This is a genomic window from Streptomyces sp. NPDC089799, from assembly GCF_040684755.1.
Classification (GTDB): Bacteria; Actinomycetota; Actinomycetes; order Streptomycetales; family Streptomycetaceae; genus Streptomyces.
The window spans coordinates 250,318-264,698 of the sequence record NZ_JBFBGR010000001.1 but is presented as its reverse complement, the minus strand read 5'-3'; the positions used below and the strand labels follow the sequence as shown (position 1 = coordinate 264,698).

General features: G+C 74.2%; 13 protein-coding genes. 1 reads left to right on the top strand and 12 read right to left on the bottom strand.

Going from position 1 to position 14,381, the window contains the following annotated elements; translation table 11 throughout:
- Positions 1–81: 81 nt before the first annotated feature.
- The 9 genes from AB0O36_RS01030 to AB0O36_RS00990 form a co-directional block, all read right to left on the bottom strand.
- Positions 82–741, bottom strand: coding sequence for a GntR family transcriptional regulator (locus AB0O36_RS01030; RefSeq protein WP_365102167.1), 660 nt, complete (start codon positions 739–741; stop codon positions 82–84).
- Between the two features lie 40 nt (positions 742–781).
- A complete protein-coding gene (locus AB0O36_RS01025; RefSeq protein WP_365102166.1) occupies positions 782–1,819 on the bottom strand; it encodes an ornithine cyclodeaminase family protein in 1,038 nt (345 codons plus the stop codon).
- The gene (locus AB0O36_RS01020) at positions 1,816–2,826 is read right to left on the bottom strand and encodes a proline racemase family protein (protein ID WP_365102532.1); all 1,011 of its coding nucleotides are present in this window, start codon (positions 2,824–2,826) and stop codon (positions 1,816–1,818) included. Before AB0O36_RS01020 ends, AB0O36_RS01025 begins: the two co-directional genes overlap by 4 nt.
- An 80-nt stretch (positions 2,827–2,906) precedes the next feature.
- Positions 2,907–3,911 (bottom strand): proline racemase family protein, encoded by a 1,005-nt coding sequence (locus AB0O36_RS01015; RefSeq protein ID WP_365102164.1) that lies wholly within the window; start codon positions 3,909–3,911, stop codon positions 2,907–2,909.
- A gap of 47 nt (positions 3,912–3,958) precedes the next feature.
- Positions 3,959–4,858 (bottom strand): dihydrodipicolinate synthase family protein, encoded by a 900-nt coding sequence (locus AB0O36_RS01010; protein WP_365102161.1) that lies wholly within the window; start codon positions 4,856–4,858, stop codon positions 3,959–3,961.
- A gap of 78 nt (positions 4,859–4,936) precedes the next feature.
- Entirely contained in the window at positions 4,937–6,475 is a 1,539-nt protein-coding gene (locus AB0O36_RS01005; RefSeq protein WP_365102158.1) for an NAD(P)/FAD-dependent oxidoreductase, read from the bottom strand.
- A complete protein-coding gene (locus AB0O36_RS01000; RefSeq protein ID WP_365102155.1) occupies positions 6,456–6,791 on the bottom strand; it encodes a (2Fe-2S)-binding protein in 336 nt (111 codons plus the stop codon). Before AB0O36_RS01000 ends, AB0O36_RS01005 begins: the two co-directional genes overlap by 20 nt.
- Positions 6,788–7,951, bottom strand: a complete 1,164-nt coding sequence (locus AB0O36_RS00995) for an FAD-binding oxidoreductase (protein WP_365102152.1) — start codon at positions 7,949–7,951, stop codon at positions 6,788–6,790. Before AB0O36_RS00995 ends, AB0O36_RS01000 begins: the two co-directional genes overlap by 4 nt.
- 137 nt (positions 7,952–8,088) lie before the next feature.
- Positions 8,089–10,500 (bottom strand): collagenase, encoded by a 2,412-nt coding sequence (locus AB0O36_RS00990; protein WP_365102150.1) that lies wholly within the window; start codon positions 10,498–10,500, stop codon positions 8,089–8,091.
- A gap of 180 nt (positions 10,501–10,680) precedes the next feature.
- Between AB0O36_RS00990 and AB0O36_RS00985 the strand changes: the two genes are divergently transcribed.
- Positions 10,681–12,063 (top strand): aminopeptidase P family protein, encoded by a 1,383-nt coding sequence (locus AB0O36_RS00985; protein WP_365102147.1) that lies wholly within the window; start codon positions 10,681–10,683, stop codon positions 12,061–12,063.
- A gap of 136 nt (positions 12,064–12,199) precedes the next feature.
- Here AB0O36_RS00985 and AB0O36_RS00980 read toward each other — a convergent pair whose 3' ends face one another.
- The 3 genes from AB0O36_RS00980 to AB0O36_RS00970 form a co-directional block, all read right to left on the bottom strand.
- The gene (locus AB0O36_RS00980) at positions 12,200–12,616 is read right to left on the bottom strand and encodes a hypothetical protein (RefSeq protein ID WP_365102144.1); all 417 of its coding nucleotides are present in this window, start codon (positions 12,614–12,616) and stop codon (positions 12,200–12,202) included.
- 93 nt (positions 12,617–12,709) lie between these two features.
- Positions 12,710–13,108 (bottom strand): RidA family protein, encoded by a 399-nt coding sequence (locus AB0O36_RS00975; protein ID WP_365102141.1) that lies wholly within the window; start codon positions 13,106–13,108, stop codon positions 12,710–12,712.
- Positions 13,105–14,286, bottom strand: a complete 1,182-nt coding sequence (locus AB0O36_RS00970) for an acyl-CoA dehydrogenase family protein (RefSeq protein ID WP_365102139.1) — start codon at positions 14,284–14,286, stop codon at positions 13,105–13,107. Before AB0O36_RS00970 ends, AB0O36_RS00975 begins: the two co-directional genes overlap by 4 nt.
- Positions 14,287–14,381: the final 95 nt, after the last annotated feature.

The following is a 14,381-nucleotide window of genomic DNA, read 5'->3' as shown; positions in this document are numbered from 1 at the left end:
GGCCCGGACCGACAGGTCCGGGCCCCGCTCGATCTCCGGGCCCCGCTCGTTCTCCGGGCCCCGCTCCGGTCCGTGAGGGAGTCAGGTCGCCCAGAGGGAGCGGACGTGGCCGAGGTGACGGCGCATGCACGCCTCGGCGGCCGGGGCGTCGCCGGCCAGCATCAGGTCGAGGAGCTCCAGGTGCTCCTCCGCCGAGGACACCAGCAGGCCGGCCCTGTCCAGGCTGGTCAGCCCGTACAGCCGGGACCGCTTGCGGAGGTCGCCGACGGTCTCCACCAGGCGCTCGTTGCCGGCGAGGCCGAGCAGGGTGAGGTGGAAGCGCCGGTCGGCCTCCAGATAGCCGATCAGGTTGTGCTCGCGGGCCTGGGTGACGATCTCCTGGGCGATGGGCCGGAGTTCCTCCAGGGCTTCCTTGGCGGCGATCCGGGTGACCACGCCGATCGTGGGGACCTCGATCAGGGTGCGCAGCTCGGTGTACTGGTCCAGGTCGCGTTCGCTGACCTCGGTGACCCGGAAACCCTTGTTGCGGACCGGCTCGACCAGGCCCTCGCGGGCCAGGTCGAGCATCGCCTCGCGGACCGGGGTGGCCGACACACCGAGGTCGGCGGCGAGCGTGGGCGCCGAGTAGACCCGGCCGGGCTCCAGCTGTCCGGCTATCAGGGCTGCTCGAAGGGCATGGCCCACCTGATCACGCAGCCGCTCCTGGGCCTTGATGAGACTGTGCTGCTTCAGGTCACCCATCGCATTCCTCCGAGAAATCGCAGAGGAACAGCGTACAATGTCACGTTTCGCTGTCGCCCCCGGTGGCGCCGTGCGCGGCCCGGTACAGGGCCACCGCCACAGCGAGATCTTCCCAGGCCATGCCCACGCTCTTGAAGAGGTGAGGACAGCCCGGAGGCCCCCCGGGCCCCCCGGGCTGTCCTGGGGGCCCGGCGGGCCCGGTGGGCCCCGCGGCCGGCCCGCGCCCGGCGACCAGGTCGGCCAGGGTGCCGGTGATGTGGCCCGGCCCCGTCGCGCCCTCGGCCTCCGGGACGAGCAGGTCCCCCGCCTCCCGCAGGGCCGCGGCCCGCGATTCCACCCACACCGCGGCGCGTCGCACGAGCGCGGTGTCGGTCTCGCGGGCGTCCGGCTCGTGCGAGCCGACCGCGACGACGGTGGCGCCGTCGGCCACCAGCCGCCCGTCGAAGAGGGGTTCGCGGGCCGTGGTGCAGCAGACCACCAGATCGGCCCCGGCCACGTCGCCGGCGCTGCCGGTACGGGCGGCCACCCCGCGGGCACGGGCGTGCGCGGCGAGCCGCTCGGCCCCGTCGGCGTTGCGTCCGACCACCGTCACCGTGTCGAGTTCACGTTCCGCGAGCAGCGCGTCGAGGTGCCCGTACGCCTGCGGGCCGGTGCCGAACAGCACCGTCCGCAGCGGCCGTCCGGCCGGGGTGAGGGCGCGCACCGCGAGGGCGGACACCGCCGGGGTGCGCAGCGCGGTGAGCGCGGCGGCGTCCAGCAGGGCGACGGGGCGCAGGGTGCGGCCGTCGAGCAGCAGGTAGCTGCCGGTGATCCGGGGCAGGCCGAGGGCCGGGTTGCCGGGCGCGACCCCGGCCACCTTCACCCCGGCCCAGGCGCCGGAGGCGGCGGGCATCAGCAGCAGTTCGCCCGCCGGTACGGGCACGTTGGCGCGCTGCGGGCAGCTCTCGGGGTCGAGGCCGGCGTGCAGGGCGCCGGCCAGGGCGTCGGCGGCGGCCGCCGGGCCGAGCAGCCCGGCGATCTCCTCCGCACCCAGGAGGAGCATGTCCCTCGTGCCGGCGGCGCCCGGCGCGGCCGTCACAGCAGGAACCCCGTGCCGAGGGTGTCCCGGGAGTCCAGCAGGAAGCCGTGTTCGCCGGTCCGGTAGGCGGTGCCGGTGACCTCGGTGACTCCGCCGTCGAGCATCCGGCCGGTGAACACCGTCCCGGCCACGGACTCGTGCAGCAGGTCCTGTCCGGTCCCCAGCAGCCCGTCCTCGGCGAGCAGCGCCAGCCGGGCGGAGGTGCCCGACCCGCAGGGCGAGCGGTCGATCTGGCCGTCGGCGAAGACCGTGACGTTGCGCTGGTGCGGGCCGAACGGGGTGTCGGGCAGCTCTTCGTACAGGATGACCCCGTAGACGCCGGAGAGCAGCGGTCCGTCCGGGTGCCAGGTGGCGGGGTGGGTGGCCAGCGCGGTGCGGATCTCCTGTCCGGCCCGGACCAGTGCGGGCAGGTCGGCCGGGACGACCCGCAGGCCGAGGTCGCGGGCGCGCACGGAGGCGTAACAGGCCCCGGCGTGCGCGATGTCCACCTCGGCCAGCCCGAGGGTGGTGGCCACCGGCACCCCGCGGGCGGCGACCCGGGCGGGGACGTTCCGGAAGGTGACCCCGGTGGTGCGGCCGCCGTCCCGGTGGACGGTGGCGGTGACCCTCCCGGACGGTACGTCGATCCTGACCTGGGCGGTCCCGTCCTCGGGGGCGGCCACCAGTCCGCTGTCCACCGCCCAGACGCCCAGGGCCATGGTGCCGTGGCCGCAGGCGGTGGAGTAGCCGTCCTTGTGCCAGAACAGCACCCCGAGGTGGGCCCCGTCGTCGTCGGGCGGGACCACGAACCCGCCGTACATCCCGGCGTGCCCGCGCGGTTCCTGCACCAGCATGCGCCGTACGTCGTCCAGCGCGCTGCGCCGGGGCGCGGTGCCGGAGCCGCCGGGGCCGATGGCGGTGGCGCAGCGCTCGGCGACGGTGTCCCCGGGGACGGGCGGCAGGCCCTCGGTGACGATCCGGAAGGGTTCGCCGGCGGTGTGGTAGTCGGTGGTGCGGACGGAATGCACCGTGTAGGAGGAGTCCGCGGCGGGGGCGGGCGCGGGGGCCGGAGTGGGGGCCGGAGTGGGGGCCGGAGTGGGGGCGGGGCTCACAGGAGGAACCCTCCGGGGAAGGGGTCGGCCGGGTCGAGGAAGTACTGGGCGGTGCCGGTGATCCAGGCCCGTCCGGTGACGGTGGGCACGACGGCGGGCAGACCGCCGACGGTGGTCTCGCCGACCAGCCTGCCGGTGAACTCGGTACCGATGAAGGACTCGTTGACGAAGTCGGTGTCCAGTGCGAGCAGGCCCCGGGCGTGCAGCTGCGCCATCCGCGCGCTGGTGCCCGTACCGCAGGGGGAACGGTCGAACCAGCCCGGGTGGATGGCCATCGCGTGCCGCGAGCGGACCGCGTCGGAGCCGGGGGCGGCGAGGTAGACGTGCTTGAGTCCGGAGATGCCCGGGTCCTCGGGGTGCACCGGGCGGTCCGGTCCGGCGTTGACCGCGTCCATGACGGCGAGGCCGGCGGCGAGGAGGTCCTCCTTGCGGGTGCGGTCGAAGGGCAGCCCGAGGGCGTCGAGTTCCACGAAGGCGTAGAAGTTGCCGCCGTAGGCGAGGTCGTAGGTGACCGTGCCGTAGCCGGGTACGTCGGCCTTCAGGTCGAGGCCGACGCAGAAGGCGGGGACGTTGGTGAGCGTGACGGCCGTCGCCGCGCCGTCCTCGACGCGGACGTCCACGCTCACCAGGCCGGCGGGCGTGTCCAGGCGCACGGTGGTGACCGGTTCGACGGCCGGCACCATGCCCGTCTCGACCAGGACGGTGGCCACCCCGATGGTCCCGTGCCCGCACATCGGCAGCAGCCCGGACACCTCGACGTACAGCACGCCGAAGTCGGCGTCCGGGCGGGTGGGCGGCTGGAGGATGGCGCCGCTCATCGCCGCGTGGCCGCGGGGCTCGTACATGAGCAGGGTCCGGACGTGGTCCAGGTGCTCGATGAAGTGCAGGCGCTTCTCGGCCATGGTGGCGCCGGGGACCACCCCGACACCGCCCGTGATGACCCGGGTCGGCATGCCCTCGGTGTGCGAGTCCACCGCGTGGTAGATGTGACGCGTACGCATGGGGTCTCCCCTGACTGTCGGTGGTGGCCTTCGGCTCGGCGGTCGGCTCAGCAGTGGCCGTCGGCGAGGGCCTTCTCGGTGGCGGCGCGGACGGCGGCCTCGATCTCGCCGGTGAGCGGGAGGCGGGGCGGCCGGGTGGCACCGCCGGGACGGCCGGCGAGGTCCATGGAGAGCTTGATGGCCTGGACGAACTCGGTCTTGGAGTCCCAGCGCAGCAGGCTGTGCAGGGACTTGTACAGCGGCAGGGCGGTCTCCAGGTCCCCGGCGACGGCGGCCCGGTAGAGCGTGGCGCAGGAGGACGGCAGCGCGTTGGGGTAGCCGGCGATCCAGCCGACCGCGCCGGCCAGGGCGAGTTCGAGCAGGACGTCGTCGGCGCCGATGAGGAGGTCCAGGCCGGGGGCCAGCTCGGCGATCTCGTAGGCGCGGCGGACGTCACCGCTGAACTCCTTGACGGCGACGATGCTGCCGTCGGCGTGCAGCCGGGCGAGGAGGGCCGGGGTCAGGTCGACCTTGGTGTCGATGGGGTTGTTGTACGCGACCACGGGCAGGCCGGCCTTGGCGACCTCGGCGTAGTGGGCGCGTACGGCGGCCTCGTCGGCGCGGTAGGCGTTGGGCGGCAGCAGGAGGACGGAGCCGGCGCCCGCCTCGGCGGCCTGCTCGGCCCAGCGGCGGGACTCGGCGCTGCCGTAGGCGGCGACGCCGGGCATGACGCGGGCACCGTCGCCGGCCGCCTCGACGGCGGTACGGACCACCCGGGCGCGCTCCTCGTCGGTGAGGGTCTGGTACTCGCCGAGGGAGCCGTTGGGGACGACGCCGTCGCAGCCGTTGGCGATCAGCCAGGCGACGTGCTCGGCGTAGGCGTCGTGGTCGACGGAGAGGTCGGGGCGCAGCGGCAGGGTGGTGGCGACCATGATGCCGTGCCAGGGGGTGCGGGGTGCGGCGCTCATATGGGAACTCCCTAGTGTGGTGTGTGACATTTTATTGGGTGGTGTGCGTGCGCCACAAGAGGTGGCGCTGCGGGGGTGTCAGTCTTCGGGGTCGGCGGCGGCGCCGGTGTCGGCCTCGGCGCGGGCTCGGGGCGCCGCCACGGGCAGGTCGGCGAGTTGCCGGAGCGGCACCGGGCAGGACAGCGGGCGGCGGTCGGCGGTCGGCTCCGAGCCGGCCAGCGCGGCGACGGCCGGGCCGCACATGCGGCCCTGGCACCAGCCCATGCCGGCGCGGGTGAGCAGCTTGACGGTGCGGGCGTCGCGGGCGCCGAGCTCGTCGACGGCCTCGCGGATCCGGCCGGCGGTCACTTCCTCGCACCGGCAGACGTCGGTGGCATCGGTGACCCAGCCGGTCCAGGCTCCGCCCGGGCGGTGGGCCGCACCCATGGCCTCGGCGAAGGCGCGCAGGCGGGCGCGGCGGCGGCGCAGCCGGGCGGTGCCGCGGCCGTCGCTGCCGCTGCCGCTGCCGCTGCGCAGCGACGGTCGGAGCGCCGCCGCGACCGCATGCGCCGCCAGTTCGCCTTCGGTCAGGGCCAGTTGGGCGCCGCCGATGCCGCCCGTCTCGCCGGCCGACCAGATGCCGGGGACGGAGGTGCGCTGTTCGGCGTCCAGGACCAGGGCCGGAGTGCCGTCGGCGGCGAGCCGGGTGGCGCAGCCCAGGCCGGTGGCCAGTTCCAGCTGGGGGACCAGGCCGTGGCCGACGGCGAGGGCGTCGCACGGGATGCGGCGGCCGGTGCCCGGCACGGGCCGCCAGTCGGGGTCCAGCCGGGCCACGGTGACGGCCTCGACGCGGTCGGTGCCGTGCGCCTCGACCACCGCGTGCCGGGTGAGGAGTCTGACCTGATGGCGCACCAGGGCCCCGCCGAAGACTGCGCCTTCGGCGAGCTTGCCGGGGTTGCGGAGCAGGGCCGGCACCCGGCCGGCGTACGCGAGGTACGACGCGGCCTCGACGACCGCGGGCACCCGCGCCCCGGCCGCGGCCAGCGATCCGGCGACGGCCAGCAGCAGCGGGCCGCTGCCCGCCACCACGATCCGCCGTCCGGGGAGCACCAGCCCGGCCTTCAGCATGGCCTGTGCCCCGCCGGCTCCGACCACGCCGGGCAGCGTCCAGCCGGGGAAGGGCAGTTGGCGCTCGTACGCGCCGGTGGCCAGGAGCACGGACCGGGCGCGGACGGTCGCCGCCCCCTCCTCCGCGCCGACGACGGCGTGCAGCAGCCACTGGCGTTCCTCCGCCGGGACCACCGTCCACACGTGGTGGCCCGGCAGGTACGCCACCCGGCCCGCCGCCTCGTGCGCGCGCAGGCTCGCCTCGCGGGACGCGAAGGCGGACCAGCCGTGGTGCAGGGCCTCCGGGCGGGCCGCACCCAGGCCCGGGGCGGGGTGGCGGTAGTACTGGCCGCCGGGCCGGTCGCCCGCGTCCAGCAGGGCGACGCGCAGGCCGAGCCCGGCCGCGGTGACGGCCGCCGCGAGCCCGGCCGGCCCGGCGCCCACGACCGCGAGGTCGAACTCCCGGGCGGCATCCCCCGCGTCCCGCGCGTCCCGCGCCTGCGGAGCCCCTTCAGACGGCGAGTTCGGCACGACCGGTTCCCTCCTGGGTGGTGACGGCGTCCCCGGGGCGGGCCGGGACCAGACAGGCGCGCCGGTTGGGGCGGCCGTTGACGGTGGCCAGGCAGTCGAAGCACTGGCCGATCCCGCAGAACGCGCCGCGCGGGGCTCCGCCCTCGCGGGTGGTGCGCCAGGCCAGGACGCCCGCGCCCCACAGTGCGGCGGCGATGGTCTGGCCGGCCTGCGCCGGGATGTCGCGGCCGTCGAAGCTGATCGTGTACGTCGCTTCCGGCGCTCCGCCGACCAGGTCGCGCGGCGTACGGCCCCCGCTGCCGGTGCTGTCGCTCATCGGGCGGCCTCCGCGAAGCGGTCGGGACGGAACGGGGTCGGGTCCAGGGGCTGCGCGCCCCCCGTCAGCGCCGCGGCGATCAGCGCGCCCGTGGCCGGGGCGAGGCCGATGCCCGCACCCTCGTGGCCGCAGGCGTGCAGCAGGCCCGGGACGCGCGGGTCGGGGCCGATCGCCGGGAGGTGGTCGGGCAGGTACGGGCGGAAGCCGTGGTAGGTCCGCATCACCCGCACGTCCGCCAGGACCGGGAAGAGCGCGGCCGCCTGGGCGGCGAGCCGGCGCACCGCCTCGGTGGAGAGGGAGCGGTCGAAGCCGACGCGTTCCCGGGTGGCGCCGATCAGGACCGGGCCCGACGGCGTGCCCTCGACCACCGCCGAGGACTGCAGGGCGGCGGAGCCGCTGGCCACGTCCGCGATGTAGTCGGCGGCGTAGACCTTGTGCCGGACCACCCGCGGCAGCGGTTCGGTGACCAGGACGAAGCCTCGGCGGGGCAGCACCGGCAGGTCGGTGCCGGCCAGCGCGGCGACCGCGCCGCCCCAGGTGCCGGCCGCGTTCACCACGGCCGGGGCGAGGAGTTCGCGGCGGCCGGTGCGGACGCCCCGTACGGCTCCGGAGGGTTCGCGGAGGATCCCGGTGACCTCTTCGCCCAGGTACCGCGCGGCGCCGGACGCGGCGAGCAGGCGGGCCGCCGCCTGGGCGGGCTGGACCTGGGCGTCCTGCGGGTAGTGGAAGCCGCCCGCGAGGCCGGGCGCGAGGTGCGGCTCCAGCTCGCGGAGCTCGTCCGGGCCGACCTCCAGCGCGTCCACGCCCGCTGCCCGCTGCCCCTGCGCGAAGTCGCGCAGGGCCTTGAGGGTGGTCTCGTCGGGCGTCACGACGAGACCACCCTTGGGCTCGTACTCGGTCTCCGGCGGTAGGACGGAGGCCAGTTCGCGCCACAGGCTCGTGGACAGCAGCGCGAGATCGAGCTCGGGGCCCGCCTCCTTGTCGGAGACGAGCAGATTGCCTTCCCCGGCGCCGGTCGTGCCGCCCGCGACGGGACCGCGGTCGACGACGGCGACGGACAGGCCGGAGCGGCTCGCGTAGTACGCGCAGGCGGCTCCGACCACACCGGCGCCGATGATCACGACGTCCGGGGAGGCATCCTGTGGGTGTCTCTTGGGCACGACAGTAATATGTCACATACTTCTGTGCGTGCCTAGAGCTCTGACCTGCAAGTCCTGACCCGGAAGTCCGGACTCGGAGGTCCTGCCCCGGAACTCCTGGCCCCGAACTCCTGGCCCCACAGGTCCCGGCCTGCGCGTCAGCCGCGCAGCGGCCCCTCGCAGCTGTAGGACGAGGTGCCGGCCACCTTGTTGGACCAGATCTCCACCGGGCCGAAGTGGCAGTTCATGTCGGCCAGGTTGTTGGAGGCCGCGCCCGCCCGGTCGAGGATGAAGTAGTCCACCGTCTCGGACATGTCCTTGAAGTTCTGGTCGTCGCTGCGCCAGTTCTTCAGGTTGGCGGTGATCCGCCCGGTACAGGTGAAGCGGCGCTTCCCGGGCTCCCCGTTCTCCACGCAGTCGGGCGTGTTGTACGTGGCCGTGGCGAAGGAGGACTTCACCGAGGACAGCGCCGAGTCGCGCAGCCGGTCGACCGGGGTGAACGCGGTGTTCGGCACGTACAGCTGGTCGACCTTGGCGATCTGGGCGTCCAGGAAGCGGTCGTAGTCGCGCTGCAGGTAGGTGTCCGCGCCCGTCCGGTGGCGCCACTCGTCGTACTTGGCGACGTCGTTGTTGCGCAGGTGCGTGTACATCTCGCGGAGCAGCGAGGGCTTCTCGGTCCACAGGAACTCGAAGAAGGTGCCGGCGTAGGAATAGAAGCGGAAGCCGTCGCCGTCGTAGGTGGCGTTCAGGAGCTGCTCGACGGTCATCCGCGGGCCGCCGCCCGCGGTGTCGGCCATGACGCTCTTCACCAGGGACTTGCGGACGGCTATGCCGTTGTCGCGGGTCGCGCCGTCGAAGAACTCGGCGGTGCCCTCGTCCATGGCGGTGGTCCGGTCGCCCTCGTACCAGGGGCCCTCGCCGAAGAAGCCGGGGACCGCGTACCGCCCGTTGAGGTAGTGCGTGTACTCGTGGCGGAACAGCTCCTCCAGCGTCAGCGAGGAGTCCTGCGGGACCCGCCGCTCGTACGTGTAGAAGGTGGCGCCGCGCTCGATGTAGATGCCGCCGTTGTTGGTGCCCATCCCGGTGAGGATCGGGTGGTACCGCTCGTAGTCGGCGCGCGAGGCGTAGAGCACGATGTTCAGGGTGGTGTTGGGGTCCCCGGCGAGCGGCTGGTCGGTGCCGAGCACCCGGTGGTACTGCGCCTTGACCTGCTTGCTCGCGTAGTAGAGCTGGTCGACGGTGGTCTGCGGGAGCCCGGTGCGGACCTTGATGGCGCCGTTGTCGTAGGTGTAGGTGTACGGGAAGATCCGCTTCTCGATGTCCTCCTTGCAGACCCCGTACGGCTGGCACGCCCCGTAGTGGTTGAGCCAGGAGACGAGCGCGGCCCACTGCTCGCTGCCGGCGCCCCAGTCGCGCTCGACCTGTCCGAGCAGGCCGCCGAGGTCGGCGACGATGCCGTCCTTGAGTCCTTCGATCTGGCCGAAGCGGGCGTACTCGTTGAGGGTGTCGCGCACCACCCAGGCGTTGCCGGTGCCCTTGAGGTGGGTCCAGCCGGCGGCCGCCTTGAACGAGGCCCGGTAGGAGGGGTCGGCGGCCACGGCCGCGTGGAAGGCGGCGTCCTGGTTGCCGGGGTACACGCCCAGGTAGTCGGTGGAGAGCGCGGCTAGGGCGGCACCCGCCCAGCCGGCGTCGCGGTTGGTGGCGGGCCGGTCCGGGCCCATGGTGGCGAGCACGTTCCGGATCAGGCCGAGCTGGTGCTGGCGCAGGCCGGGGCCGCTGGCCGCGTACAGGGCTTCGCGCAGGGTCCGGGCGTTGGTGGGGGTGACGTCGAAGGTGCGGGCGGCGGCCCCGAAGCCGTCGATGGCCTGGCGCATCGCGGCCACGGTCGGGGCGTCGGTGACGTCGATCTCGCCGCGCGAGAAGTCGTGGTACACCACCGCGTGCAGGTAGGTGAACATCTCCTCCAGGTGGGAGGAGTTGCGGCCGTCGTGGGCGGCGGCCAGCCCGGATATCCGGCGGGACACCGCCTGGACGTGCGCGTCGGACATGACGGGGGCCAGGCGCGCGTCCCAGGTCCAGATGAGGTCGCGGAGGCATCCGTCGGCCTGCACGGCCGGGTCGGCGAGGAAGTCGGCGAACTGCTCCGGGCCGAGGCCGGTGATCCCGTCGAGGGTGCAGGGCACCCCGGCGGCGGTGGTGGCGGCCACGCCCCGGGCGAGCGTGCGCTTCGCGGCGGCGGGGGCCTTCTCGGCGGGGCCGGGGACCTTGGCCGCGTCCTTGGCCTTGGCGCCGGGCTTCACCGTACGGCCGCCGGGAACGCGGTCGGCGGCGGGGACGGTCTCGGGGGCGGAGGCCAGCCGCTCGACCTCGTCGAACGGGTTCTGGCCGTGCGCCGTCGCGGCGCCGGCACCGGTGCCGGAGGCGAAGGCGCCGGGGAGGGCGGCGGCCGACGGGGCGGCCGGGGCGGTGCGTTCGGCGGCGAGGCTCACGGCCTGCCCGGCGGAGGCGACCAGGGCCACCGCCACGGACGTGGCCAGAAGGGAGGAACGCACGGCTCTGTGCATGGACACCAAGAACTCCTGTGGGGAGGGGAGGTGGGGGAAATGGTGCTGGAGAAGGTCAACTGCCTTACGTCACGCGGCATTTGAGCGCAGTTCACGGGCCGCGGTGTGAGCTGTAACATAGTAATGTGAAATTGCACTGACAAGACCTGTGCGCCCACCAGTTCGCATCAAACCTGGGGAGCCCCCGTGACCGACCGCCCCGCCCCGCCCGCCGCCGCTCTCAACACCGGCAGCCACGACCTGCCGGTATCAGCCGAGTTGTCCCGCTTCATGACGGGTGACTGGGCGCCCTCCCCGCTGGCGGCCTCCGACCGGGTCACCGCCTTCGACGTCACCCCGGCCCGCCGGGCCCGGCTCTCGGCCCGCTTCCCGGGCGAACGGCTGATCATCCCGGCCGGCGAGCTCAAGGTCCGCACCAACGACTGCGACCACCGGTTCCGCCCGCACAGCGCCTACGCCTGGCTCACGGGCCTGACCGGAGAGGACCAGGCCGGCCACGTCCTGGTGCTGGAGCCGTCCGGCCCGCACGGCCACGAGGCCGTGCTCCACCTGCGCCCCCGTTCACCGCGGACCGGCGGCAGCGAGGAGTTCTTCCGGGACCGCCGCTACGGCGAGTTCTGGGTCGGTCGCCGCCCCGACCTGGCCGAGGCCGAGCGGCTCACCGGCATCCGCTGCGCCCACCTGGACGACCTCGGAGAAGTCGCCGGACGGAACGCCGCCACCGACTCCGCCCTGGCCGGCGTCCTCTCGGAACTGCGCCTGGTCAAGGACGCCTGGGAGGTGGCCCAGCTGCAGCTCGCCGTGGACCACACCACCGCCGGCTTCGAGGACGTCGTACGCGCCCTGCCGCGCGCCCTGGCCCACCCGCGCGGCGAACGCTGGATCGAGGGGGTCTTCGGACTGCGCGCCCGCGCCGAGGGCAACGGCACCGGGTACGAGACCATCGCCGCCTCCGGCGCCCACGCCTGCGTCCTGCACTGGATCCGCAACGACGGCGCACTGAACCGGGACGAACTGCTGCTGCTGGACGCCGGAGTGGAGACGGACACCCTCTACACCGCGGACGTCACCCGGACCCTCCCCCTCTCCGGGCGCTTCTCCCCCGTGCAGCGCCAGGTCTACGAACTCGTCCTGGCCGCCCAGGAGGCGGGCATCGCCGCGCTCCGGCCGGGCGCCAGCTTCCGGGACTTCCACCGGGCCGGCATGCGGGTCATCGCCGAGGGCCTGGCCGAATGGGGCGTGCTCAAGGACGCCGAGGGCGACCTGCACCGCCGCTACACGCTCTGCAGCAGCGGCCACATGCTGGGGCTCGACGTCCACGACTGCGCCAAGGCGCGCGACGAGACGTATCTGGACGGGGTGCTGGAGGAGGGCCAGGTGCTCACCGTCGAGCCCGGTCTGTACCTCCAGCCCGACGACCTCACCCTCCCCGCCGAACTGCGCGGGATCGGCGTCCGTATCGAGGACGACCTGGTCATCACGGCGGAGGGCGCCCGACTGATGTCGGGCGCCCTGCCGCGCACGGTGGCGGGTGTCGAGGAGTGGATGGGGACCCTGCTGGAGGGCTAGGGGTGGCGGTGGGTGGTGCCGGTGCCGGCCGGCGGCACCGGCCGATCACCGGATCAGCGGATCCGCTGATGAGTCGATCGGTCGATGGGTCGATGGGTCGATGGGTCGATCAGCGGATCAGCCGTCCCGGCCGGGGTCACCAGTCGCCGTGGCCGCCCCAGCCGTCGCCACCGCCGTAACCGCCGTGGCCGTCCCAGCCGTCGCCACCGCCGTAACCGCCGTGACCCCAGTCGTCGTCGTTCCAGTGGTGGCCGTCGCCGCCGCGGTCCCAGCCGTCGTGGTTCCAGCCATCGCCGCCGCCATAGCCGCCATAGCCCGTCCAGTAGGGGCTGTAGCCGCCGTAGCCGCCATAACCTCCGTAGCCGCTCCAGTCGTTGTCGCACCAGTCGCGGTTGTTGCGCCAGTCGTCGTCGCACCAGCGACCGTGGTCGCCGGTCTGGACCTGGGGAGCCGTCTGCGGGGTTGAGGCGGCGAATGCAGCACTGACGGGCATGAGGCCGAGGGTGACCCCGGCGGCCCCTGCCAGAACTGCCGCTCCGATCCTACGGCGCATCTTCATGCACCTCCGAACATCGTTGACGGAGAACATTCCGGGGCATTTCCACCGTCGCGCGGACCCGGGCCGCTGTCAAAATCACTCGAACACTCAATCGATCACGGCGATCCCGTCGAGCTCCACCAGCGCTTCCTCGTCCCACAGCCGGGTGATCCCGACCACCGCCATTGCCGGGTAGTCCCGCCCGGCCAACTTCCGCCAGATCCTCCCCAGTTCGGGAGCGTGCTCGCGGTACGCCGCGACATCGGCCGCGTACACGGTGACCCGGGCGAGCCGGTCCGGGGTGCCGCCCGCGGCCGCGAGCGCGGCGAGCAGGTTGGCCAGCGCGCGCTCGAACTGCTCGGGCAGGGTCTTCCCCACCACCGCGCCCGTGCCGTCCAGGGCGGTCTGCCCGGCCAGCAGCACCAGCCGGGAGCCGGAGGCGACCACGGCGTGCGAGAAGCCGGCGGGCGGGGACAGTTCCGCCGGGTTGACCCGTTCCAGGCTCATCGGACCCCCTCCACCGCACCCGCGACACCCACGGCACCAGCCGTGCCCGCCGTATCCGCCACGCCCGCCTCCCGGTACAGCTCCCTGGCGATGATGGTGCGCTGCACCTCGCTGGCGCCCTCGTAGATGCGCGGCGCCCGCACCTCCCGGTAGAGGTGTTCGAGCAGGTGCCCGCGCTGCAGCGCCCGTGCGCCATGCAGCTGCACCGCGTGGTCGACCACGTACTGCGCCGTCTCGGTGGCCAGCAGCTTCGCCATCGCCACCCGACGGGCCACGTCCGGCGCCCCCGCGTCGTACGCCGCGGCGGCCGCGTGGACCAGGAGCCGGGCCGCCTCGGTCCGGGTGGCCATCTCGGCGATCCGGTGGGCCACCGCCTGGAGGTCGCCCAGCACCCCGCCGAACGCCTCCCGCCGCGCGGTGTGCGCGACCGCCGCGTCCAGGGCCGCCCGGGCCATGCCCACCGCGAAGGCCCCGACGCTGGGCCGGAAGCGGTTCAGGGTGTCCATGGCCAGCCGGAACCCCCGGCCGGGCTCCCCCAGCAGGTCCGCGGGCCCGACCGGCACCCCGTCGAAGGCCAGGGCCCCGATCGGGTGCGGCGAGAGCATCTCCAGCCCTTCGCCGGTCAGCCCCGGACGGTCCGCCGGGACCAGGAAGGCGGTGACCCCGCGTGCACCCGCGGCCTCCCCCGTCCGGGCGAACACGGTGTAGAAGTCGGCCTCCGGGGCGTTGGAGATCCACCGCTTCTCCCCGGTGAGCCGCCACCCCTCCCCGTCCGGTTCCGCGCGGAGCGCCAGCGCCGCCGCGTCCGACCCGGCCCCCGGCTCGCTGAGCGCGAAGGCCGCCACCGCCGCGCCCCGCCGTACGGCCGGCAGCCAGCGCTCCCGCTGCGCCGCGCTGCCGCCGCGCACCACCGGGAAGCCTCCGAGCCCCTGCAGGGCCAGGGCGGTCTCCGCCTCCGTACAGCCGTAGGCCAGGGATTCCCGCAGCAGGCAGAGCTCCAGCGCACCGGAGTCGAACAGCCGTTCAAGCAGGCCGAGTTCCCCCAGGGCGGCGAGCAGGGGCCGGTTGACGCGGCCGGGCTCCCCGCGCGCCGCCAGCGGGTGGAGCCGTTCGGCGGCCAGGGCGCGCAGCCGCCCGGCCCGTTCCTCTTGTTCCTTCTCCAGCGCGAATTCGGGCATCGATTGTCCCCAGTTTTATCGCGTTCAGTTGACTGTCGTCACCGTCACGATACGCTCGATGCCGCGACCGCACGGCCGGCTCCATCCACTCGGTC